Below are 24277 nucleotides of genomic sequence, written 5' to 3'. Positions count from 1 at the left end.
TTGCAAACAAAAAAATGCCACTGACTCAAGGCATCGTTAAGATGTCTGTGTCAATGGCATTTTAATCCATTTATGCTGTGTATTTTAATTTTATCATAAAATAACTTTATTTTAAACGTTAAATTTTAATTTGAAATAGGTTGTAGTGGCCAAGTAAAATTCTATGTATTACTTGCGCAAGGAGGCATTTAAGTATCATGAGAGGAAGTATTTTTAGAACTATAAGATTGCTTATACTAGCAAACATATTCTTAATACCCTTTTCAATCGCCGTTCAAAGTATTGTCATACGATTTATTATCGGCTTATTAATAGGTTTTTCATTCATTATACTACTATCCTTTACCAGCAAAATACAAAGGATGTATGAAAAGGGTAAATTGAAGTAATAAAAAAGGCATTGGTAGAATTTAGCACCTATCAATGCCTTTTTTCATTGATTCACTGGAGTATACTGCCTTTAATTTTGTAGTTTTTTATATAATCCCAATATGCTTTTACTTCATCGCTGTCTAGCATTTCAAAGATGCCCTCAATGTAATCATAAAAATCCTTGTATGTCTTGCGGATGAAAGGTCGCAATTCTTCTCTTAAATGCGGTAAAAAATAATTGCAAAACACCAAATCCCTTAAAACCAGGAACTCTGCAATACTTGTTTCTAAAATAACTTCTTTTTGATTATATGGTTCGGCTATAAGAATATATAGTTTAACCATTAACATCTCGACATTACTTATATATTCATATATTGCAAAGTTATTTACTTCCTCTTCTACATTGCTTAATACTTCACGAAGTCTATCTGCCTGCTGCAATAAAGCGCATAGTAATATTTTTTAGGAATTACAACTTGAATATTTTCTTCATTGAATTTTGAATAAATTTCTTCCGATTTTAAAAGCATAAAATAAGCCCTCCTTATATCTATAAAATTCCTATTTCTAAACTGTGTATAATATAAAGAGGGATACACATTCTTATCAAGTTTGATAATCAATTAAATAAATACTAATACATTTTCTTTTAATTATTAACTTTTATCATTATTTTTACTGTTCTTGGTGCTAACCTAATAATTTCTACTTCTAAAATATGGTCACCTTGAATATACTCAAATATTTCTTCTGAATATTCAGCAGGCACATATCCAATTTTTTCTCCCTTATTAGTTCTAACTTCAATAGCAAATTCATCGTATAAGTTTTTAGGCTCATGATTTAATAACAGTTGCGTATTCTTATTTATACTTTTATTTCTGTACAAATTGAAATAATCATAATACCGTAAACCTCTTACATCACATCTAATTTTACCTGTGTCTTTCAGAAATGAAGTTCTCTTTCTCAATTTAGTTCTAACCCTCGCAATTTGCCTTATAGAAATATCATCTATTCCTTTTATCCCTTTTTCTAACTCGTAAAATCTCTTTTCTAAAATCCACTTATCTATAGTCCATTCAGGGTCTTTGGACGAATCATTCTCGTACATCGCTGCCAATGTATTAGCCAATTCTCGAGATTCAATACCTAATGTACATAATTTGACTGCTTCCAAATTCTCCACGCCATATTTTATTTTAGCAGGTAAATCCTTCAAGATAAAATCAGCAAACATTAATCTATCTTTGGCTAAAGCATATAGAGAACTAAAAGCCCAAGGTAGTTTATATAAAAACATATCATTGATATAATTGACACAGGTCTGAGTTCTGTTTGAGATATTATTGTCTTCATAGAATATAGAGTCCCGAATTTTGAGAAAACTTTCACCACTAATCCAACTTATAAAAGCCTTATAATTGTCGACTTTATAGTTAACGTTTTTATTGCCCACTTTATAAAAGTATTGTTTAGGACTTATTTCCTTTAATTCAATTATCTTTTTAAATATTTCTGGAGTAATAATTTTTTGTAAATCAAAATCGAATCCACTTTCATTTTTTGAAATCTCGTCAACAATTTCTAATAAAACACGATTGGACCTAAAACTTAGTCCCGTCCTATTAAATTTTTCAATAATGCTTTTATCCAATTCCCTAACAAAGTTATAATACTTAATACACACTTTATCAAACTTATCTAATACTTTATCATCTGCTTGTTTTGCAAATAGTGAATGTTTTAATAGTTCATATAAATCGTCATAACCATTTATATAGTCTATATGCTCTTCATATAAACTAAAAATAAATACCTGTAACCTATCAATAAAATCTAATAGGGATTTCTCCACATCCTGTATGGATATTTCTATTACTTCCTCTAACTGGTCGATAATTGAGTATATTTTATCAAATTTTTCAATCATCGAACTTGAAACATTAGTTTCTTGAGATTCGCAAAATAAAAGTCGTCTGAAGTAACTTATTTTATCATTATTAAAATAGTATTCTGGATGACAAATTAAAAATATATTTCCTTCAGTATCAATATAGGCTCTTCCAGCCCTGCCAACTATATTTTTAAAATCTGCAATGGATAATTTATGTTCTCCTCCATACGATGTAAAAGAACCTAAAACAAAATTTTTGATTGGTAAATTTACCCCATCAGATAATGTTGTGGTACATGCTAAAACATTTATTAAATTTTCTTTATATGCTTTTTCTATTTCTTTTCTTACTTCAATAGGTAAATCTCCATGATGATAAGCAACCCCATATAATATGCTATTGACTAGAGGATGTTCACTTCCTAGTCGGCTATCTAAAAATTCTTTTAGTTTATTTATTCTCACATCTTCTTTCAAAGGAAGATATTTTTCAGCATATTCAATGAAACGCTCTAAATCTATTTTGGTAAAAAAATATACCAACACTTTACCGTTATTCAATGTATTGATGAACTTAAAACAACGGTCATATTTTGTATCATATTTATTATTGCTTTTTTTCCACCGCCTATTTGAATTTTTATATTCAACTATTATATCTGTAATTACGTCTTCTATAGCCCTTCTTCTTTCAAGATATTTATAAATAAGGCGATATGGAGTTATTTTTTGTCTTTTTTTATCACTAATTCTTATATATTTAGTACGGTCAGTATCAGGAATTAATACACCATAAACTCTCCTGCTTGGAGTCCATTCCGATACTATAGGCCTAAACTCATCATTTTCGAGCCAAACATTAACTTCTTCACTATTGCTAACAATAGCCGACATTAGAATAATTTTAAAACTATATTGTTGTTGTTTAATCATAAACCATGTAATTAGTGTTTCTAACAACCAACCCCTACTGTTATCAGCCACTTTATGAAACTCATCGAAAATAATTAACTTTATTCTTTCAATAAATTCTTTATGTCTCCGTAACAATAAATCAAGTTTTTCAGGAGTTACTACAAGAACATTTGCTTGGCTTAATAAATCATTCTCATATTCATTTTCATCGGTATCAAGAACTGATGTAACATTATATCCAATTTTTCTTAACCTATAGAACAAGTTACCTTCAATCTCCGACATAAGTGCTCGTGTTGGGGTTACATATATACATACCTTATCTTCCGATAACTGTAGCGACTTCACTATCGCTAATTCTGCGACAAAACTTTTTCCTGCACTTGTAGGCATAGAAATAAGTACTCTTTTTATATTTTCGCTAAGATAATTAAATCCTTTATTATTGCATCTCAAAGCATCTAATTGGGATTTCCATAATTCATATACATTTCTACTATCATACTTTGTGAGAACTTTTATATATTCATTTGTAAAGCCTTCACGTAGAAGTATTGACCACACACTTTTACTGTGCATTCTGTGTAACACTTCACTCAATAATGAAATATAAAATAAGGTCTCTATATCATCTAGTTGTATTAAAAAATTCTTTAATTCTTCCATATTTTCAAATATGATTTTATTATCAAGCCCGTCAACAAATGAACGAGCATTTAAGATTAAGATTCTGTTTAAAAAATCCCATATAGTATTTTTAGATAATTTAATTGATAAATCCAGTTGATTTCTATCTTTATATATTGTTTTAAATTCTCTACCTAAAGTAAGACAAATATATATCCATGATTTTTTTACATCAATACCCAAACTGGGTATTTTGTCATTTTCAATAATCGACTTCAACCTTCTACCTATGACCGCTGCACTTGCTTCTTTATCTGACAAACTGTATGAAACTGATGAATAAAATAAGTACTGTCGCTTTTTTTCAAAGTCTTCAAACTCTACATCTGCAAGCAACTCAAATATTAGACCAGCAATATTTAACCCTTCGATATAAAAGTCTTGAGTATATCTTTTCATTTCTTCACTTGTTACATTTGTTAACAAGGAAAGTAAATACATTGAAATACTTTCCATAGAAGTACGGTCTATATTATCTACTTCTTTTCTATTAAGTATAATTCTTTGTATGTAAAAATGAAGGTCAATAATAACTTCCCTAACCCTTTCAACTTCTTTTTTATTCTCGATAATATCTTTTAAGCAAAGATATAACTTATTCATATCGATAATTTTGTCCATATTACTTCCAACACTCTTTCTTTAATATCTTTCATTCCTTTAATTCCAATTAATTTTATTCTTCTACACTCACTGCTATCATATAAATGAGTTACACATTTAGCACGAAAGTTTTGAAATACAGTTTTTCGTGGAGGAGAGTTTCTCCCATAATTAATAACCCCCGCAAATCTTTTATGTTTTGTTGGATTTTTATTCATAAAGTATATGGGCATTCGGTTTATAAATTTCTTTAAATCTTCCGGTGCGCTATACTTCGTCCGTTCTTTAAAAGCATTAATTGTTTGATGTATTAGATGCACAGGTCTCTCTATTAATGAATCAAGAATTTTGTCAGGGTAATCATCAATTGTATCATCAGTAGTTTTAACTTCGCCAATAATAAAATAATAGTCAGAATCACATTTTCTAATTTCAACATAATCTAAGCCTGGTTGCTTCGAATATGTTTTTGGGCAACTCGGTTCAATTATTACCTTTTCATCTTCAAGACATTGTTCTCTTACAATATAAAACAATACCTCACCAAAATATCCATTAAATGCTTCTCGGTCTAGAGATTCAATATAATTTTTTGTTTTATTATACTTAGACTGGCTTATCATCCCATCAAAAAAAATATACTTAGCAAGGCGCTCTTTTTCTTCTTTCTCTAATTCAATTTTATTACCAATTGCTTGCTGAAATTTATAACATAAATCTTCACCATTATCTTCCAATATCAATTCCCCATTACACCGTAATCTACAAATTAACTTAGCGAATTCAACTATAAAACGCTGTACATCATCTTCTTTTAAATCTTTTTTCCAAAGCAGTGTAATTGTTCTGCATTTATTATGCTCATAGTACTCACTTATATTAAACCAGTTATGTAAATCAGGAAATTGTTTCATAATAGTCTAACCCCACAAAATCTATTTATAGTTTATATTAATTATAGGACAAGTTTCATAATTTTTCCACAAAATTTGTCAACAAAACTATCTTGAATGTAGATTTTCATTTTAATTTAGGTAAATCTACCCTTATTTTATCACATTAAAATAGGTGAAAAAAATTTTTAACCCTACCGCAATTTGAAAAAATATTTTCACTTTACAGTAGGATTATTTTTTATAATATATTGCGGAGGGTGATGTAAAAATGCAATATATCTTCAATGTTCATGAAGGAATTCATGAATATATTAAACTTGGGAGAAATTATCCTTTTCCACCGCCACCAACTAAAAGATGTCACAATCCAAAATGCAATAAATTAGTTAGTTTCCGCAAACATGGCTTCTATGAAAGATATTATTACTCAAAAGAATATAAAGGGAAAATAGTAATCAGACGCTATATATGTCCTCTATGTGGATGCACCATATCATATATTCCTAACTTTTGTTTACCCGGATTTATTAATGCAATAAATCATATTTTTGAATACATATATAATTTATTTTATCGTAAAGGTAGTATTAATTCAGTTATAAAACAACTAAAGATAGCGTCAATTTATTGTAGGAAAAAGAAAAGTAGATGGCATCCCATTTTTTATTTGTGCAACTATTTCAAATAACGGTCTCTTAGTAACGAAAGTGTTTTACATCATTTTGAGCCTTATTTTCTTTTATAATTCCTCTAACTTATTGTCTATTATACCATATAACTCTTTCTTTCTATAAAGAATTCATTTTACTCAATACTTGTGACAAATTAGTACGTTTTGTTATCTATGTTCCTTCACATTTTAACGCTACTTTTAAAAGAAAAAAGTATTTCTATTGTACCATTTTCCATTTTGTCAAGGCTAAAACAAGCGGGCAAAGCCCGGCCTTGACAAGTAGTAGGACTTCGCGGGTCATGGTACTAAAGTTTTGCTTTTTTCTTTTCTTTTTCTTTTTTTATGTTTTTTCTTTTTCTTTGTCTTTTTTCCAGATATGTATAATTCCTATTGGATAGGCTTACTTGTAAACTTTCCCGTAATTTTTGCTTTATTATTACCTCATCCCTATCCGCATATACCTATAATACGCCTTAATTCTTTATATAAACCAGTTTTACACCCCTTATGAATAACAGTTAAATTACTATTCCATACACTCTCATACCTGTTTGATGACTTCTTTAATTCCTTAATTAATTTTTCCTGAATTTCTTGCCTACTAGCTGCTAACTTTTTTTGTTTTTGTGCCATAACTATGTCATATACCTTACCGCCATTCTTCTTGTATATTATTAGCTTTGACATCTTTTCTACACCTTTTCTCGACCAGCCTTTAGGTCTTGAACTTAAACGGGATGAAAATACATGACTCACATGACCTTCAGCACTACAACCCACTATTCCTCTGTTTGACCTTATTTCTATACCATCCCAATTATTTAAAATATATCGCTTTGCATTTTTTATAGCCTTTATTTTATTTTCATTATCGCCTGTCTTTTCAATTATCTTTTTAAAAACCTTTGTTAGCATTTTTTTATCAGATAAATTCAAAGCCTCCTGTAAATCTTGGCTTATTGCTTCATCATTTAAATGTGTGGTCGCAACTCTTACGTATTTTTGAAGATGGTATCTATCAAGTACAAATTTACTTTTTGAAAGACAGTTAACTCCTTGCCTTATCCATGACGCCCCATCTCCTGATATATACACCGTCTCTAAAAAATCAACGTCATATTGTTTATATATGTATTCCGATACTTCAAGCCACAAATCTTCTGAATTCTTATACACTCCCCCAAAATATCGAACATTCTTTAATACTTTTCTCTTCTTATTACTTTTTTCAAAGTCAATTCCCTCATGCACATATACAAGTTTTGGCATAATTGTATTTCTCTTGCCCTTCTCATTCTGTCTCAATATACTTTTTTGTTGTAATGCTACATGGTCCTCATCGGCCTCAACATACAATATTTTTACTTCTCTCTTTTTATCTACTTTTATTTCAGGCTCAACTATTTCAATATTATGTATTTTATTCATCACTGCTTGTTTGCTGATTTCATCAATATATGTCGCCTTTTCTCCTGCCTTTCTGTAGCTGCTGTCAGCTGCTTCATCTATTGCATTAATTACAACATCGGCACTTACTCTGTCATGTGGTTCTACACCTACAATCCTGTCGACTAGGTGTTGTCTATTACCATTTTCCTTATGCTTAAAATATGTCCTGTTATAACTTAGTGTTCCAAATGTCGTTAAAATAGCTGTTTTATCTTTTCTTATAATTTCCCAATACTGTTTCCTTATTTCACAGTTACGGAAATATTCATCCATATCTTCAAGCACTTCTTTAAGTATATCGCGTCCAAGTTTAAATAAATCTTCTTTTAGACCAAGAACAAGATCAGCTAAGTCTTTTCCTTCTTCAATAAAATTTTTTATCTTTTTTTCAATTCTTTTTACCCCAAATTCATTAAAATGTTGTATACTATTATACATAGAAGATGTCATCCTTTCTATTTATTATTTTTGCTTAATTAATATCTTAACAGGATGTCATCTTCTTTTCAATTATATATGGTATTTTATGTCTCATTCCCTACAATAACTTTACGCTAACCAACTAAATCTAAAAAACAACGTACAGTTTTCAAGGCAAATTCTATACTATTACAGAAAAAAATTCATTAAAAATCTCAATACAATACAAAATGGATTAAGACAAATAATACACAAAGTGAATTACCGGATGAAACTCTTGGAAACACAGAAAAAGCAAGAAACGTTTTAGCAATAGTAGTAAGAGAATTCCCCAACATTCAACTATTCTCTCAAAAATACTATCAAGCTACCGCTAAAACATTTCTTGAAACAAGCAATAATGTCTTTGTACTATAATCAAAAAATTACTCCGGTTATTATCCTTGACGAGGTACAGAAGCTGTCAAACAGCATACTTGAAGAATTAAGGCTTTTATTTAACTTTAAAATGGACTCTGAAAATCCTTTTATATTAATATTGTCGGGGCAATCGCAAATCAGGAACAAATTACAGTTAGCGGTAAATGCACCTTTAAAGCAGCGTATAGCCGTAAAATACGTAATGCAGGGGTTAAAGCCTGAGGAACTTTCAGACTATATTTTTACAAGGCTAAAGTCTGCCGGTTTACATGAAAACATATTTACCCAGGCTGCAATTGAAGCTATTTATTCTGCATCAAAAGGCGTACCCCGCCTTGTTAACAGTCTTGCAACCTCAAGCCTTATGTATACTTGTTCAATAAAGCAAAAGCATGTAGATGAAGAAATCGTATACCAAGGACAAAAAGACTTTGATATCTAAAATACTTTTATCTTTAACCGGCAGCCTTAGTACAACGGTTATAAACCGTTTAAGTAATAAATGTTGTAAACTTATTGAATTTATACTTAAAAGTTTTCTATTATCAATATTTTGATTAAAATTTTAAGAGCAGTTAATCTGCTCATTTTTATTATACAAATTTGAAAGTGTTATGCAATACTTATTTTTCCAAATTTTATTTTGAATCCTACTGGAATTTGAAAATTTGATTATCGCGTTCCTATTTTAATTTGAAAATATTCACTAATTTGTGGTAAAATTGACCTAAAATAATTTGAAAATATTATCTAATTTAATTTGAAAATTTACAACATCTACAGAATAAAATTTATCATCATATACATTATATCTTCTAGGCCAATATTTACCTTCTATGTCTTTCTGATATGTAGAGACGAATATATTATCGTAATCAAATTGTGGCTCTTTTAATACATATTTATTCGTTATATAATTAATAAATTCTGTTTCATTCACATTCAAAATATAATTTTCTGACTCTCTTTCAATTTCATCCTTTATGGCAACTATCTGCTCACGTTCATAAGTATCAAATTCTTTTTCGCCAAATAATTGAAAATATTGTTTGTTAAAATACAATTTTATTCCCCCCTTAACTCGCAGTTATTAAAATAAAAACCTTCTAAATCAACTTATATCACTTATTAAATCGTATTATAGTAAGACTGTAATGCCTCAATTTTAAATTTATTGCTTGACATGTTTGTCACTGGTGCTATTGTCTTATACCCAAAACCCACTCTTGACTTTAACTATTTGATAATCCTAATATTTGTTTCTGTAACTATTATGTCCTCAGGATTAAACCCCTTATCCCATATGCTGTTGGCTTCTATAAAAATAGATTTTTCCTTTTTTGTTACAAAGCCAGCCAGCATATATTTTTTGCCATCCTCTATATATGGAGTATAAAATACCATCCTTTTATCCAGACTTAGGTCTTTTTCCTTTTCTTCAATGTGAGAAAGGATATTTTGTTTTGCCTTATTAAAATCCAAACCAAGTTGTTCTAAATTGCTAAAAAATCTGTTTGAAAAATTTATTACTTTTTTTCTTTCCATAATCTTCACCCTTTCATATAAAACCTATTTATAACCATGAACTTCACCATTTATTTGCAATATAACACAATTCTTATTATTATTTCAATCATAACAAATGCTTCTGCAGTATATTTATTAAGAATTTATATAAAATAGCATTCATCATATATCTATAAATTCAAACAACCAAATATGTTTTTTCAACTTTGTTTTCATTTTATTAGAACTTTATCAGTTATAAATTTGTTTTTCTTTTTTAAAATTATCATGCTTCAATTTTTAAAAACAGAAAAAGCAGAGCATGTTCTATAGGAAATGCAAATAAAGTCCTTGCATCAACTCCCTACAATTACCAATCACTTTATCCATTAAACCCATATCAAATCTCGTATTTCCAATATTTGCCCTTGTTCCTTATACCTTTCAATACCACAACTTTATTTTTATTATAAAAGAACTTTAACATCCGTAAAAATACCTTTTCTTTTTCTATAATTTCTTCTTCATCATTTCTGAAACAGAAAAAATATGCCAAGTTATTATAAAAAGTAAATAATGTCCTTATCCCTTTACCCTTTTATCCACATCTCCCTAATATTTTTTATACTTTATCCCCATTCTTGTATCAAGAAATGTGGATAAAATCTTAATATAAGGACTTTATTTTCATTTTGATAGAACTTTACCGCTTATGAAACAACTTTTCTGTTTATAAGAATTTTTATCCATATGATTTTTGGAAACAGAAAAAAAGCCCTATGTTATATCTAAAAAGTAAATAATGTCCTTTCATAAAATTCCTTTATTTCCCTTTTCCCTTAAAGCCTAAAAATACATGAAAGCCAATATTCTCAATACTTTCCCTTATTCCTTATCCCTTTAAATAATACAACTTTATTTTATTTTTGAAACAACTAATTAAGCCCTATTTTCAGCCTGAAATATTTCCTATTTTCCTTACCCCCTTTTTCCTTAATCCTAACTATATGTAATCAAAACAAACTCCCATCAAAATTCAAATAAACTCCTTTCACAAATCCCCCTCAAACCCTTGAAAACACTGGCTTGTTATTCCCTTCCAATTTTCCATTTAATTCCTATTTCCTTATTCCTTACTTCCTAAAGTCCTTTCATTCCTCAATTTTTAGGGCAAAAAATGAAAATAAAGTGCTTTTAGTATTGAGGGTTAAGGGGGGAGGATTAAGGGGGGATTTTGTCCATTTTTCATTTCATTTTCTTTTCCATTCAATCTTCCAATCCATTGATTTATCTTAATTTCGGCCTTGCTCCTTATTCCTTATCCCTTAAAACTAATACATAAAAAACATGGCCTACAGGGCTTTTCTTCTCCCTAATAAACCATGTTTCCTAAAAGTACTTTATTTACTCCTTCTCAAACATTTGAAAAATGAAAGAAGTTTATTTGATGTAGACATAAGATATAGGCACGAGAGGTAAAGGAATAAGGATTAGTCAAATTAATTTTTATCATGTGATTTCACTTTAAAAGTTTCACAGTACCCATTTATCTAATTCACCTATCATAAACAAATAATTACTGCTCGATATAACTTTAGTTTCACCTGATTTGAATTGCATCAAAAACAATTTGTCGCAATTAAATGATTCAATTATTTTATAATTGCGACATAATAATGAATCATTTGTTTGCCTTTAGTTTTACTCATCTCTAGATAAACAATAATATGCCCCTCTACCACTACCCTTAATCTGAACACCATCCGCTTCTAACTCACGCATAAGCCTTAGTACTTGTTGCCTATCCATACCCGTCATATGTCTTACTTCTGCATTAGTAAGGTTCCTTTCCTTTAGTATGGATAATATTCTCATTTTAATAGCCTCTTTATCAAGCCTTTTATCCCTATCGTATTCTATTCCTTTTTGCAGCATCGAATAAACTTCCCGAGTCAAAGAATAGTATTTCTTTTTAACAGTACCCCCTGATTTTATAAGTTTTAAACTATTCTCCATATAACTAAGTATTTCCCTAACTTGTTCTATACTTCTCTGACATATATGAGCAGCATTATACGTGTCTATTTCCCTATGTCTAAGAAGATAGTTTAAAATAATCAAGTGGTCAACATCAACTTCAATTCCTTTAGAATTTAAATCTTTTATAAAATTTCTGAACTCTGGAACTATTGTTGATGCAATAAGGGTTAATTCGATGCATTCTCCTATTTCATTATATTGCGGGGGTTCTTTCCCTTCTATTAACAAAGACTTATAAATTCTCGGAACTCCAAGATTACTTCTATTTACGAGTCTCAGTTTATCCATTAAATCTGTAAGATGCAAATTTCTTGCTACAGGTGGGTGATGAAGTATATTACTCGGAGAAATACCTCCAATAAAATTACCTGGGTTTGTAATAATCAATTTATCTTTATAATCTTTCAGCATAACACTTCCTGGAATTCTATAATCCCTATGTATAAATGCATTAAGTAATGCTTCTCTTAATGCTATTTTAGGATATGTAGAAAATTCAGGATGTAAGAAACCAACCTCAACAATGGTTGTCGGATTTTCAGTAGCCATATATCTTTCTAATTCATATAAACCTATTGGTATTGCTGAATTTTCACCATACTTTATACTATAATCTGTGCTACTTATCATTCTTCTAAAATCCCATCTATGATTTGGGATATATTTTGAAAGTGCCTGAGTATTCCCGACAATCAATAGTCCCCCAAAGGTTAGTTTCCCATCTTTTAGCGCTCCTATGGACTTTAACAAATCCTCATCAGACATTTTTATTAATGTATCTGGAGCATGTTCTTCAGCCATTATCATTCTTACTCTTTCCATAGCAACTGGAGAGAAGCAATCTTTCCAGTATTCATCTACTAAATTTGATGTAAAGTCTGAAACTCCAGTTTTAGCAAAAAGTTCTCTTCTCATAGACCCCGTAAGTGGTCTGCAATCTTTACCTACTCTTATTGTAGCACTTCCATTTGTTTCTGTATAAGGCGGCATACCAGGATATATATTCATTACCAATATTCTTCCATGCCCTTCGGGTACTTCAATCCAATCAAATGTCGGAGTAATATGGGGGTCAGTCCTTTCGTATACTGCTTTTTGCATCAAAAATGCATCAACAATAGGAGGAACACCTATTATTGCATTTTTTCTTCCTTTAACTTTATCTCTTATCCCAAATACAACTGTTCCTCCTCCACCATTAGCCATACAAACAGCCATCTTTACTGCTAGATTTATATTATCGTTTAGACTTTTTTCTACCCACTCTTTAAAGTCTAAATCTTGTGCTTCAAAATCATCTGCAATATTTCCTTCTAGCAAATCTAGAATTTTTAAAATCTCATCTTTTGTCCTCAAGTTCTGACCTCCTCCTATGCTTACTTTTGCAATTAAATGCGACATGATGCATTTTAATTGCATCATTATCTATATTATTGCATCATTTCTATATATAATGCAATAATAAAACACAGCATTCTTCTATCATTATACTTAAAATCCTATTTTTCCCTCTATAATTTCTATTAATCTATTGATTTACTATGTTTTGGTATCACTCCTTATTCAATATCATATTTAATATTTAAAACGTGACCTGTATGATTCATTTACCCCAATAAACCATATTTTGCTTCAACTTAAATATTTGCAAAATAAAAAAATTTAATTGATGCAGACACAGATACAACAAAGAATTATGAAAACAAGTATTGTAGATTTTCATTTTAATTTAGGTAAATCTACCCTTATTTTATCACATTAAAATAGGTGAAAAAAATTTTTAACCCTACCGCAATTTGAAAAAATATTTTCACTTTACAGTAGGATTATTTTTTATAATATATTGCGGAGGGTGATGTAAAAATGCAATATATCTTCAATGTTCATGAAGGAATTCATGAATATATTAAACTTGGGAGAAATTATCCTTTTCCACCGCCACCAACTAAAAGATGTCACAATCCAAAATGCAATAAATTAGTTAGTTTCCGCAAACATGGCTTCTATGAAAGATATTATTACTCAAAAGAATATAAAGGGAAAATAGTAATCAGACGCTATATATGTCCTCTATGTGGATGCACCATATCATATATTCCTAACTTTTGTTTACCCGGATTTATTAATGCAATAAATCATATTTTTGAATACATATATAATTTATTTTATCGTAAAGGTAGTATTAATTCAGTTATAAAACAACTAAATCTAAAAAACAACGTACAGTTTTCAAGGCAAATTCTATACTATTACAGAAAAAAATTCATTAAAAATCTCAATACAATACAAAATGGATTAAGACAAATAATACACAAAGTGAAATTACCGGATGAAACTCTTGGAAACACAGAAAAAGCAAGAAACGTTTTAGCAATAGTAGTAAGAGAATTCCCCAACATTCAACTATTCTCTCAAAAATACTATCAAGCTACCGCTAAAACATTTCTTGCAGCATGATTATAACATTAAAATAGGATTTTAAAAAGCGTCTTATGAAAAATTTTTAATGAAATCAACCGCAACACCATATTTTCCTTTACTTGAGCAAATAACTATGGTAACATCCGTGGTAAAGAACAGCCTGACCGGTCATGGCTTCCTAAAAATGCAACAGGAGGTCAGGAATATGTTAAGTGAAGAGGTAAGAAATGCCATTGCGTTAAAAAGATTTTCACTGATAAGTCCGATCCTAAATGGACAAGTGAATAATCGTAAGGACTATTATGCTCAAATTTCATCAAAACCCGTAGAAATGCCACACTATGGCATAAGAAAATATTCACCTAAAACAATAGAGTCCTGGTACTGTGATTACATGCGTGGAGGATTGGATGCATTAAAACCCGGATACCGGAAAGACAGGGGTAATTGTAGAAAAATAGATACAGAACTTGCTGAAAAAATCCTTGAGACGAAAAGAAAATATTCTAAAGCGCCTACTACAATCATCTATGATAAACTAATAAAAAAAGGCATATTAAAAGAAGGGCAAATATCACTTACCACACTATACAGGTTTTTAAAATTTTCAAATCATGAAAGCATTTATGAAACTGAAGAGAAAAAAGAAATTAAAAGATTTGCACATCAATATATAAATGAGTTGTGGTATGGGGATTTAATGTATGGACCTTACATACAGGAAGAGGCATACCTTCCCTGCTCTATACGGACAATGGGAAGATTTACCGTTCACAGCAGTTTGAATTTATGTGCGCGGACGTAGGATGCGCTCTTATACATTCGAAACCCTTTGTTGCACATAGCCGGGGAAAAATAGAAAGGTTCTTTTTAACAGTTAGAAAAAGATTTTTATCCCAACTTAATATGAATAAAATTAAGAGTTTAGAAGAGCCGGTATTCATATACTATGAAGGCAAGAAAATCGGTGAAGCCTTGCAGGTTAATTTTCATGACAATGCCCATATGAAACGAAGGGGCAGACCTAAAAATTCTGAGTTAATAGTGGATTTACAAAATAACGAAGTATCTGTAACACATGCTGACATGCCTAAATCAAAACAAACAATTTCATTTAAAACAATTATGGAAGGAGAGAAATAATTATGTTCAGACAGTTTTTTGGACTAAAATACAATCCTTTTGGAAAAGAAATTGATATTTCTGATGTTTATGAAAGTGAAGATATTAAGGAATTAAATTCAAGATTTAAATATATTCAAAACATCCGGGGAATGTTTCTTTTAGTCGGTGAACCGGGAATGGGAAAATCCACCGCCTTAAGAAAATTTTCAGCCGGGTTAAATCCGGGACTTTACAAACCCTGCTATTTTTCTCTCTCAACAGTTACCGTTATGGATTTTTACCGAGGTCTTTTAATATCTTTAGGAGAAGTGCCTTCACATAAGAAGGTTACAATGTTTCATCAGATACAACAAGCAATAATGTCTTTGTACTATAATCAAAAAATTACTCCGGGTTATTATCCTTGACGAGGTACAGATGCTGTCAAACAGCATACTTGAAGAATTAAGGCTTTTATTTAACTTTAAAATGGACTCTGAAAATCCTTTTATATTAATATTGTCGGGGCAATCGCAAATCAGGAACAAATTACAGTTAGCGGTAAATGCACCTTTAAAGCAGCGTATAGCCGTAAAATACGTAATGCAGGGGTTAAAGCCTGAGGAACTTTCAGACTATATTTTTACAAGGCTAAAGTCTGCCGGTTTACATGAAAATATATTTACCCAGGCTGCAATTGAAGCTATTTATTCTGCATCAAAAGGCGTACCCCGCCTTGTTAACAGTCTTGCAACCTCAAGCCTTATGTATGCTTGTTCAATAAAGCAAAAGCATGTAGATGAAGAAATCGTATACCAAGGACAAAAAGACTTTGATATCTAAAATACTTTTATCTTTAACCGGCAGCCTTAGTACAACGGTTATAAACCGTTTAAGTAATAAATGTTGTAAACTTATTGAATTTATACTTAAAAGTTTTCTATTATCAATATTTTGATTAAAATTTTAAGAGCAGTTAATCTGCTCATTTTTATTATACAAATTTGAAAGTGTTATGCAATACTTATTTTTCCAAATTTTATTTTGAATCCTACTGGAATTTGAAAATTTGATTATCGCGTTCCTATTTTAATTTGAAAATATTCACTAATTTGTGGTAAAATTGACCTAAAATAATTTGAAAATATTATCTAATTTAATTTGAAAATTTACATTCAGCCTCGTAGACATCCTTCTTTTCATTAAGTTTTACACTAACCTTATCAATAACGGTATACTTTCCTATTTCCCTAATCTTGGATTTTACCTTCTCGGCTTCATCAGGACGCACAAAATTTTCAGCCAGAATTCTTTTTACTGTTTCAACACCTTCGGCTATACCTTCTTCATCATCTGTGGCGCAATACATGCCCAAAAGATATTCAAGAACATATACGGGCACGTTTGCACCTTCTTTTATCTTTTTTGTTAAGTCCTTTCTTACAACCCTGCCGGCAAAATATTGATTCAGTTTCCTGCTTAATTCATCCACTCTTTCAACCCCTTAACTATACTTTATATTCCTAATAAAGTATAACAATATCTTTAAAAGGTTCTAAGACACTTCTTCTCCTAAGTAATACAATCCTTCATCTTTTACGATAAATACTTGCTCCCCCTTATTAAAGGATATTAGATTTCTTACTGAATCAATTGTATTTATTACACTCTTCTCAAAGTCTTCCATCCTTTTTACAAAGTTAGTATCAAATTTTCCTTTCTCATTCCATACTTTATCTTTATTAATAATTGCTTTACGTTCAATTTGTTCTAATACCCCTGAATATTTATTAATGATATCTCTATTAAACGTAACTGAATCTATAAAGTGAATGTTTAAATCTTCTATTAAGTTATTGCAGTATTCATCATCATAAATCTGGGCTAACTGCATCTCATACATTTTGCCTATTAACAATAATTCAAAACATATATGCTGTTGAACAAGCAATTCTGATACCTCAATCTCAACTTTTTGCACCTCATTAACTCTTTTACCTGTAGTTCTATTATTGCTGATAATACTGTCTAATTCTGCATTCTTTCTTTTTATTGTACTTTCATAAAATAGTAGATTTTGTTTTAGTTCTACTAAATAAGACTGCAAATTAGTCAATGTAGCAATTCTCAAATCAGAATTATTTATTATAATATTGAGATTATTTCTGATATAGGTATAGAAACCAAATATCGCCTTGTTTTTCGCTTTTTTATCATCTAAAAACATCGATATTATTTCTCTTACATCCTTTGATATACTTTCTAAAGACTTATCTATTCTAGCCATAAAATACTGACCCGTAATTGCGGATATTACTGTAAATACCATTACAGGTGTTAACGACAAATTCTGCAATTCAACCAAACCAGCATGAGTATTTCCGATTTTGCCATTATTAACTAAAGGAGTACCTAGCATTCCATTCTTATATCTCATTAACTCTCCTACTGCCCCTTCAGGAAAAACTACTTTATAAGCACCCTTTAGCATCTCTGATTGTTTTGCAGTTTGTACTATAGGAAGATATTGCATGAGACTCATAATCTTCTCAGAACTACCAATTGGTCTTAAACTTTTTGTTTCGTACTTGTTTGGACTATCAATTAATGACTCTACATGTAAAAATGGTTTATTATCAATTGGATTTACAAACTGTAATGAATTTTTTAGTTCCTGTTCCTCTTCTGGTTGGTTTTTAATTTCTGACTTGATTTCTTCAATATTCTTCAGAATTTCATCTATTCCCAATAACCTCTTAATATACTTCTTCATAATATTGGCCTCCTTTCAACCATTTGTTAAAACCCAAAGTCATCATTGGATATTGCTATATCGATAATAAACGGTATTTTATCATATATCTTTTCTACTGTTTCCTCTTCATCTTCCATGATAAGATAATACTTTTTGGTTTTGTCATACTTTCTGTTTTTTAATACAAACTTTTCTCTGAAACTTCTGTCCTCATAAGTTTCAGACTGTAGATTTTCATTTTAATTTAGGTAAATCTACCCTTATTTTATCACATTAAAATAGGTGAAAAAAATTTTTAACCCTACCGCAATTTGAAAAAATATTTTCACTTTACAGTAGGATTATTTTTTATAATATATTATAATATATTGCGGAGGGTGATGTAAAGATGTCACAATCCAAAGATAGCGTCAATTTATTGTAGGAAAAAGAAAAGTAGATGGCATCCCATTTTTTATTTGTGCAACTATTTCAAATAACGGTCTCTTAGTAACGAAAGTGTTTTACATCATTTTGAGCCTTATTTTCTTTTATAATTCCTCTAACTTATTGTCTATTATACCATATAACTCTTTCTTTCTATAAAGAATTCATTTTACTCAATACTTGTGACAAATTAGTACGTTTTGTTATCTATGTTCCTTCACATTTTAACGCTACTTTTAAAAGAAAAAAGTATTTCTATTGTACCATTTTCCATTTTGTCAAGGCTAAAACAAGCGGGCAAAGCCCGGCCTTGACAAGTAGTAGGGCTTCGCGGGTCATGGTACTAAAGTTTTGCTTTTTTCTTTTCTTTTTCTTTTTTTATGTTTTTTCTTTTTCTTTGTCTTTTTTTAGATATGTATAATTCCTATTGGATAGGCTTACTTGTAAACTTTCCCGTAATTTTTGCTTTATTATTACCTCATCCCTATCCGCATATACCTATAATACGCCTTAATTCTTTATATAAACCAGTTTTACACCCCTTATGAATAACAGTTAAATTACTATTCCATACACTCTCATACCTGTTTGATGACTTCTTTAATTCCTTAATTAATTTTTCCTGAATTTCTTGCCTACTAGCTGCTAACTTTTTTTGTTTTTGTGCCATAACTATGTCATATACCTTACCGCCATTCTTCTTGTATATTATCAGCTTTGACATCTTTTCTACACCTTTTCTCGACCAGCCTTTAGGTCTTGAACTTAAACGGGATGAAAATACATGACTCACATGACCTTCAGCACTACAACCCACTATTCCTCTGTTTGACCTTATTTCTATACCATCCCAATTATTTAAAATATATCGCTTTGCATTTTTTATAGCCTTTATTTTATTTTCATTATCGCCTGTCTTTTCAATTATCTTTTTAAAAACCTTTGTTAGCATTTTTTTATCAGATAAATTCAAAGCCTCCTGTAAATCTTGGCTTATTGCTTCATCATTTAAATGTGTGGTCGCAACTCTTACGTATTTTTGAAGATGGTATCTATCAAGTACAAATTTACTTTTTGAAAGACAGTTAACTCCTTGCCTTATCCATGACGCCCCATCTCCTGATATATACACCGTCTCTAAAAAATCAACGTCATATTGTTTATATATGTATTCCGATACTTCAAGCCACAAATCTTCTGAATTCTTATACACTCCCCCAAAATATCGAACATTCTTTAATACTTTTCTCTTCTTATTACTTTTTTCAAAGTCAATTCCCTCATGCACATATACAAGTTTTGGCATAATTGTATTTCTCTTGCCCTTCTCATTCTGTCTCAATATACTTTTTTGTTGTAATGCTACATGGTCCTCATCGGCCTCAACATACAATATTTTTACTTCTCTCTTTTTATCTACTTTTATTTCAGGCTCAACTATTTCAATATTATGTATTTTATTCATCACTGCTTGTTTGCTGATTTCATCAATATATGTCGCCTTTTCTCCTGCCTTTCTGTAGCTGCTGTCAGCTGCTTCATCTATTGCATTAATTACAACATCGGCACTTACTCTGTCATGTGGTTCTACACCTACAATCCTGTCGACTAGGTGTTGTCTATTACCATTTTCCTTATGCTTAAAATATGTCCTGTTATAACTTAGTGTTCCAAATGTCGTTAAAATAGCTGTTTTATCTTTTCTTATAATTTCCCAATACTGTTTCCTTATTTCACAGTTACGGAAATATTCATCCATATCTTCAAGCACTTCTTTAAGTATATCGCGTCCAAGTTTAAATAAATCTTCTTTTAGACCAAGAACAAGATCAGCTAAGTCTTTTCCTTCTTCAATAAAATTTTTTATCTTTTTTTCAATTCTTTTTACCCCAAATTCATTAAAATGTTGTATACTATTATACATAGAAGATGTCATCCTTTCTATTTATTATTTTTGCTTAATTAATATCTTAACAGGATGTCATCTTCTTTTCAATTATATATGGTATTTTATGTCTCATTCCCTACAATAACTTTACGCTAACCCTGATTCTTCAATTATCCATAGAAATCTAGGTTCCTTTAAGTCCCATACTTTTTATTCCAGTACCTAAATGTTCTATTAATTGTTATACTTTTCTTTCATTAGTTTTTATTTTTTCTTAGACTTGTTATTAATATGTCTTTCTTTAGTAAGCAAAAATTATAGTAAATTTCGCAGTATTTAACTACAATATAAAATATGTTTGTTTATCTTAAAAGCAAGAAAAACGGCAGTTATAAAGCCTGCCGTTCTATATTTAATATGTTAAATATCAATGTTTTCATTAATATATTTTCTTTGGTTTTCATAGACTATTGAACATATCGAAAATTTCCTTTGGGAGTTTCTGCTCATTGTTCTCAGCCTTATTTATGTCGATACCGTTTATGCCGCATTCAAGAATCGCTTCCTTTATAATCTCTTTAATTTTTTCCTTATCAAGAATCATCTTATTCTCTTTCTCCAAATAATTTATTACTGCCTTAATGACATAATCTGTTTTATACTTTTGTGCAGAAAGTATGTTATATACCTTCACATCATCCTCTCTATCTAAAGAAAAAGACAAATTTATCCGTTTTGTTGCCATAGTATCACCTTCTTAATTCCTGCTCAAGTAGAATCTTATAACCACGTGCATTGGCAAACTGGTCAAGAAAATCCGCATATTTTACTCTACTGGATTCTTCGATGTATCTCTTTAGTAACATACTTCCCCCGCCAGTAAAAACAGTAGCGTTGCGAAATTCAAACCCATACTCTTGGATTTTCGATAATAAATTTTCTGTGTACTCTTTTGCTATGGCTTCAACTATTTCTTTAACATCCGCTTCAAAAATGACTGGTTCTTTGCCTGCTATTATATCCTGTACCTGGCCTTCAGTAAGCCTGATGTTCATTTTTAATAGTTCCTGTTGAACATTTGCAATTAACGTAATGATTCCATCAGGAAGTGAGTAACATGATTTACTATCAATCATACCGTTCTCAACTCTAAAAATATCAACAGTATAGCCACCAATGTCTATTATGTTGCATAGGATATTCCTATAGTTATTAAATACCGTAATAAGTGAAGCATACCCTTGAGGATATACTTTGCAATTAACAATATCTACTTTATAATCTTTTTTATTAAAATTAAATTCTATGTTCTGCCTTAAAAAGTATTCTCGAAACTTTTTCTTAAAAATTCCATAATTGACTATCGGGAGCCCAACTCCAATGATTACATCCACATCTCCTTCTACTCCTGCACTATCTATTGCATCTGCTATTGCTGGTAAAGACAAGATGAAAGCATCTTGGTTGACTGTTTTGTCCATTTGAACACACAGTCTATTGCTGCCTATACTATAAAATTTACCTTCATAAACTAACAAATTATTAGTTGAGATTGGTTCATAGTCAAATTTAGTAAAACCAGACGCGCTAATATAACCTTCGCTTGTTTTTGTACATTTGTTACCATTATCAAGACCTAATAAAATCCTATTGCTCATAACAATTCCTCCAATCTTGTGGTTTAGTTCGTTATAGTTCTTTTAATAAATCACTTTTTATAATTTCAAGTATTTCTACAATAAAAAAATTGCTTACCTGTTAATAAGGTAAGCGTAGGAATTTATTTTAACGGAGGTATATAATGTTAATTTATTTAAAATACCTTATTATTAAGGACAATTTTTTTATAGTAAATCATCTAATACAAAGTCAAGTATTTTTGTTTACCCTTATATTCTGAATCCTTTTTCCCTTTCCACTTTACCTTTCTCTATATTATATATGTATTTAGTAAATTTGCCCAAATCCTTGATATTACAATGCTTAAATAGATTTTAAGCGTCAAATTCATGTTAGGATATTAGTTCTAAGGTGAAAGGGCTAAGGATTAATTATGCATTATATGTCTCCTTAACCCTTTTAACCTTCAGTAATTACTTAGCAAAAATTCTTCTATCAGAATTTGACTTCTCCTTAATAATCCGTATGATGTTAAAAATCAAAATTTGAAAGGATGAATTTACATGAGTCAAAGTTTAATTGTAAAGGATTTTAAGACGCTTAAGGTTTGGCAAAAGGCGAATACATTGGAGCAGGAGATAGGGGAATTGGTTAAAGGGTTTCCAGGATATGAGCAGTATCGGCTTACTGACCAAATCATTAGAAGCAGTCGAAGTATTTCCGCAAACATAGCCGAAGGAAATACCCAACTGTTTATAAAGCGGGAATTATTCCATGCCAACGCTGCTCTTGGCAGTTGTGGCGAAACGAGAAACCATTTACTTACCGCATATCAGAACAACTATATAAGTGAAGAACAATACAAAATTTTAGATGAGAAATTCCTTGAAGTAATAAAAATGCTGTATGGCTATATAAAGATGTTAAAATCTTGTTTAGATAATGAATCAGTTACAATTGACCCCTAATATTTTATAATCTTTACATACTCCATAATATTTTCACCTGCTATTTGCAAAGGCGATGATTGCGCAGTATCACATACTTTTGGTGGACTTAAAATTCACCTAGAAAAAATTTTTACAAATGAATAAGTTTGAACTTTACAGACTGTTATAAAAAATGCCTTGGAAAGACTGCTAAATCTCCAAAGCATTTAAAAAATCATAATAGCCCTATTTATAGAAAGGTTCATATGGTCAAGATGTTGATGTGCTTAGGCTTTAATCTTCTTCTATATTAAATCGCACATTAGTCCTATCATTTATTCACAATTCTTATTTTTCTCAATCGATTCAAAAAATCGACGTAAATTTTCCGGTAATTGATATGCTTCCTTACCAACTCTATTATTTAACTGTGCTTTTTTGTCACTATATACTTCACGAAGTATGGCATCAATTATCATTGCTTTTGGAGGAACATTATATTCTTTACCTTTGTACACCCACACACGGCAGTCCACTTCATCCCCGCACAAATCGCCACATGATTCACAAAGTGATTCTCTCATTTCCAGTTGTATATCATTTCCATTAATACGGATAGTAGGTGAACTCTCAAATCTATACTGTATGGCCTTTTCCTTACTATCAATATGAATTTTATTTACAACAACTTCTATGCCCGCTAATTCAAGCACTTTAGCAACGTCCTTAATGGCTTCTTCAAGACTGCTCTCCGTGCCCTGGCATCTTGTACATATACTTAAATCTAAAAACAAAAAATCAATTATTATTTTTTTCTTTTCTTCTTCATAATTTTGCTCTTCACACCCGCAACTCGTACTACAGCATGTATTATTTCTTTGAGTTTCACAACATCCCATAATAAAAGCCTCCTTCTTTATAACGCCTAGATTCATAAGAAAATTTTTCGGTTGTAGTAAAATTTTCTTACATTAGCGGCGTTTCAATGAGGCGGAAATATGCTCCCGCCTCGTTATAAATATCTTTTAATATCCTCTACCGACGGAACTCTTCCCATAATCTTTACCTGTTCATCTACTACAAGTGCAGGTGTTCTCATTACACCATATGCCATAATGTCCTTAAAATCCTCTACTTTTTCAATAGTGGCTTCAAGTCCCAGTTCCTTTACAGCCTCTCTGACATTAGCCTCTAATTTCTTGCAATTACAACATCCTGAACCCAAAACTTTAATTACCATAATAAATCCTCCT

20 protein-coding genes and 3 pseudogenes are annotated in these 24277 nt (G+C 30.4%); 7 read left to right on the top strand and 16 right to left on the bottom strand.

The genetic code is table 11. The annotated features are described in order from the left end of the window. Positions 1-441: 441 nt before the first annotated feature. From HVS_RS16725 to HVS_RS00805, 4 genes are all read right to left on the bottom strand, one after another. Positions 442-816: a hypothetical protein gene (locus HVS_RS16725; RefSeq protein WP_242971625.1), complete on the bottom strand. Its 375-nt coding sequence runs from the start codon at positions 814-816 to the stop codon at positions 442-444. Next, positions 783-905, bottom strand: coding sequence for a hypothetical protein (locus HVS_RS17450; protein ID WP_278278670.1), 123 nt, complete (start codon positions 903-905; stop codon positions 783-785). The genes HVS_RS16725 and HVS_RS17450 overlap by 34 nt, the downstream gene beginning before the upstream one ends. 119 nt (positions 906-1024) lie before the next feature. Continuing rightward, positions 1025-4495 (bottom strand): DEAD/DEAH box helicase, encoded by a 3471-nt coding sequence (locus HVS_RS00810; protein WP_101298576.1) that lies wholly within the window; start codon positions 4493-4495, stop codon positions 1025-1027. Beyond that, positions 4474-5391 (bottom strand): Hachiman antiphage defense system protein HamA, encoded by a 918-nt coding sequence (locus HVS_RS00805; RefSeq protein ID WP_101298575.1) that lies wholly within the window; start codon positions 5389-5391, stop codon positions 4474-4476. The genes HVS_RS00810 and HVS_RS00805 overlap by 22 nt, the downstream gene beginning before the upstream one ends. A 250-nt stretch (positions 5392-5641) precedes the next feature. On the opposite strand from HVS_RS00805, the gene HVS_RS16320 reads away from it, so the two are divergent. Then, positions 5642-6061 carry a hypothetical protein gene (locus HVS_RS16320; RefSeq protein ID WP_159063329.1) on the top strand — a complete coding sequence of 140 codons (420 nt, stop codon included), beginning with the start codon at positions 5642-5644 and terminating at the stop codon, positions 6059-6061. Between the two features lie 432 nt (positions 6062-6493). Here the strand turns inward: HVS_RS16320 and HVS_RS00800 are convergent, their stop codons facing one another. After that, the gene (locus tag HVS_RS00800; protein WP_242971622.1) at positions 6494-7933 is read right to left on the bottom strand and encodes an ISLre2 family transposase; all 1440 of its coding nucleotides are present in this window, start codon (positions 7931-7933) and stop codon (positions 6494-6496) included. A 367-nt stretch (positions 7934-8300) separates the two neighbouring features. On the opposite strand from HVS_RS00800, the gene HVS_RS00795 reads away from it, so the two are divergent. Beyond that, complete coding sequence (locus HVS_RS00795; protein WP_242971624.1) at positions 8301-8777, top strand: ExeA family protein; 477 nt, start codon at positions 8301-8303, stop codon at positions 8775-8777. 285 nt (positions 8778-9062) lie between these two features. Here the strand turns inward: HVS_RS00795 and HVS_RS00790 are convergent, their stop codons facing one another. The 3 genes from HVS_RS00790 to HVS_RS00780 all read right to left on the bottom strand — a co-directional run bounded on the left by HVS_RS00790 (position 9063) and on the right by HVS_RS00780 (position 13237). Beyond that, positions 9063-9398: a hypothetical protein gene (locus HVS_RS00790; protein ID WP_101298573.1), complete on the bottom strand. Its 336-nt coding sequence runs from the start codon at positions 9396-9398 to the stop codon at positions 9063-9065. A gap of 173 nt (positions 9399-9571) precedes the next feature. Then, positions 9572-9880 carry a hypothetical protein gene (locus HVS_RS00785; protein ID WP_003514290.1) on the bottom strand — a complete coding sequence of 103 codons (309 nt, stop codon included), beginning with the start codon at positions 9878-9880 and terminating at the stop codon, positions 9572-9574. 1662 nt (positions 9881-11542) lie between these two features. Beyond that, positions 11543-13237 (bottom strand): RNA-binding domain-containing protein, encoded by a 1695-nt coding sequence (locus tag HVS_RS00780; RefSeq protein WP_101298572.1) that lies wholly within the window; start codon positions 13235-13237, stop codon positions 11543-11545. Between the two features lie 507 nt (positions 13238-13744). Here HVS_RS00780 and HVS_RS00775 point away from each other — a divergent pair. The 4 genes and pseudogenes from HVS_RS00775 (at position 13745) to HVS_RS17805 (ending at position 16249) form a co-directional block, all read left to right on the top strand. Beyond that, complete coding sequence (locus HVS_RS00775; protein WP_101298571.1) at positions 13745-14338, top strand: hypothetical protein; 594 nt, start codon at positions 13745-13747, stop codon at positions 14336-14338. 49 nt (positions 14339-14387) lie between these two features. Continuing rightward, a complete protein-coding gene (locus tag HVS_RS16845) occupies positions 14388-15107 on the top strand; it encodes a hypothetical protein (protein WP_242971623.1) in 720 nt (239 codons plus the stop codon). Positions 15108-15208: 101 nt separating this feature from the next. After that, positions 15209-15445, top strand: a complete 237-nt coding sequence (locus HVS_RS16840) for a hypothetical protein (protein WP_242971601.1) — start codon at positions 15209-15211, stop codon at positions 15443-15445. Positions 15446-15447: 2 nt separating this feature from the next. Next, positions 15448-16249: pseudogene (locus tag HVS_RS17805) on the top strand (ExeA family protein). A gap of 316 nt (positions 16250-16565) precedes the next feature. Here the strand turns inward: HVS_RS17805 and HVS_RS00760 are convergent. The 6 genes and pseudogenes from HVS_RS00760 to HVS_RS00740 form a co-directional block, all read right to left on the bottom strand. Further along, positions 16566-16898 (bottom strand): annotated as a pseudogene (locus HVS_RS00760) (anti-phage BREX system Lon protease BrxL); the annotation flags it as partial. A gap of 63 nt (positions 16899-16961) precedes the next feature. Beyond that, the gene (locus tag HVS_RS00755; RefSeq protein ID WP_101298570.1) at positions 16962-18179 is read right to left on the bottom strand and encodes a hypothetical protein; all 1218 of its coding nucleotides are present in this window, start codon (positions 18177-18179) and stop codon (positions 16962-16964) included. A 26-nt stretch (positions 18180-18205) separates the two neighbouring features. Beyond that, positions 18206-18388, bottom strand: a pseudogene (locus HVS_RS17800) (hypothetical protein); the annotation flags it as partial. 683 nt (positions 18389-19071) lie between these two features. Continuing rightward, on the bottom strand, positions 19072-20511 hold the full coding sequence (locus HVS_RS00750) for an ISLre2 family transposase (protein WP_242971622.1): 1440 nt from the start codon (positions 20509-20511) through the stop codon (positions 19072-19074). A 424-nt stretch (positions 20512-20935) separates the two neighbouring features. Then, the gene (locus HVS_RS00745) at positions 20936-21220 is read right to left on the bottom strand and encodes a hypothetical protein (protein WP_101298568.1); all 285 of its coding nucleotides are present in this window, start codon (positions 21218-21220) and stop codon (positions 20936-20938) included. A 4-nt stretch (positions 21221-21224) separates the two neighbouring features. Beyond that, complete coding sequence (locus HVS_RS00740) at positions 21225-22133, bottom strand: ParM/StbA family protein (RefSeq protein ID WP_101298567.1); 909 nt, start codon at positions 22131-22133, stop codon at positions 21225-21227. Between the two features lie 525 nt (positions 22134-22658). On the opposite strand from HVS_RS00740, the gene HVS_RS00735 reads away from it, so the two are divergent. After that, complete coding sequence (locus HVS_RS00735; protein ID WP_101298566.1) at positions 22659-23063, top strand: four helix bundle protein; 405 nt, start codon at positions 22659-22661, stop codon at positions 23061-23063. Positions 23064-23359: 296 nt separating this feature from the next. Here the strand turns inward: HVS_RS00735 and HVS_RS00725 are convergent, their stop codons facing one another. Beyond that, on the bottom strand, positions 23360-23923 hold the full coding sequence (locus HVS_RS00725) for a DUF2703 domain-containing protein (protein WP_101298565.1): 564 nt from the start codon (positions 23921-23923) through the stop codon (positions 23360-23362). A 113-nt stretch (positions 23924-24036) separates the two neighbouring features. After that, positions 24037-24264 carry a thioredoxin family protein gene (locus tag HVS_RS00720; protein ID WP_014256055.1) on the bottom strand — a complete coding sequence of 76 codons (228 nt, stop codon included), beginning with the start codon at positions 24262-24264 and terminating at the stop codon, positions 24037-24039. Positions 24265-24277: the final 13 nt, after the last annotated feature.

This window comes from Acetivibrio saccincola (assembly GCF_002844395.1).
Lineage (GTDB): Bacteria > Bacillota > Clostridia > Acetivibrionales > Acetivibrionaceae > Herbivorax > Herbivorax saccincola.
This window is presented reverse-complemented; position numbering and strand designations above follow the sequence as displayed.

Bases quoted from the DNA above. Each gene is read 5' to 3' on its own strand.
- HVS_RS16845 (WP_242971623.1), top strand. From the start codon at position 14,388: ATGAAATCAACCGCAACACCATATTTTCCTTTACTTGAGCAAATAACT.
- HVS_RS16320 (WP_159063329.1), top strand. From the start codon at position 5,642: ATGCAATATATCTTCAATGTTCATGAAGGAATTCATGAATATATTAAA.
- HVS_RS00735 (WP_101298566.1), top strand. From the start codon at position 22,659: ATGAGTCAAAGTTTAATTGTAAAGGATTTTAAGACGCTTAAGGTTTGG.
- HVS_RS00785 (WP_003514290.1), bottom strand. From the start codon at position 9,880: ATGGAAAGAAAAAAAGTAATAAATTTTTCAAACAGATTTTTTAGCAAT.
- HVS_RS00745 (WP_101298568.1), bottom strand. From the start codon at position 21,220: ATGGCAACAAAACGGATAAATTTGTCTTTTTCTTTAGATAGAGAGGAT.
- HVS_RS00810 (WP_101298576.1), bottom strand. From the start codon at position 4,495: ATGGACAAAATTATCGATATGAATAAGTTATATCTTTGCTTAAAAGAT.
- HVS_RS00755 (WP_101298570.1), bottom strand. From the start codon at position 18,179: ATGAAGAAGTATATTAAGAGGTTATTGGGAATAGATGAAATTCTGAAG.
- HVS_RS00750 (WP_242971622.1), bottom strand. From the start codon at position 20,511: ATGTATAATAGTATACAACATTTTAATGAATTTGGGGTAAAAAGAATT.
- HVS_RS00805 (WP_101298575.1), bottom strand. From the start codon at position 5,391: ATGAAACAATTTCCTGATTTACATAACTGGTTTAATATAAGTGAGTAC.
- HVS_RS17450 (WP_278278670.1), bottom strand. From the start codon at position 905: ATGCTTTTAAAATCGGAAGAAATTTATTCAAAATTCAATGAAGAAAAT.
- HVS_RS00720 (WP_014256055.1), bottom strand. From the start codon at position 24,264: ATGGTAATTAAAGTTTTGGGTTCAGGATGTTGTAATTGCAAGAAATTA.
- HVS_RS00800 (WP_242971622.1), bottom strand. From the start codon at position 7,933: ATGTATAATAGTATACAACATTTTAATGAATTTGGGGTAAAAAGAATT.
- HVS_RS16840 (WP_242971601.1), top strand. From the start codon at position 15,209: ATGAATAAAATTAAGAGTTTAGAAGAGCCGGTATTCATATACTATGAA.
- HVS_RS00775 (WP_101298571.1), top strand. From the start codon at position 13,745: ATGCAATATATCTTCAATGTTCATGAAGGAATTCATGAATATATTAAA.
- HVS_RS00725 (WP_101298565.1), bottom strand. From the start codon at position 23,923: ATGGGATGTTGTGAAACTCAAAGAAATAATACATGCTGTAGTACGAGT.
- HVS_RS00740 (WP_101298567.1), bottom strand. From the start codon at position 22,133: ATGAGCAATAGGATTTTATTAGGTCTTGATAATGGTAACAAATGTACA.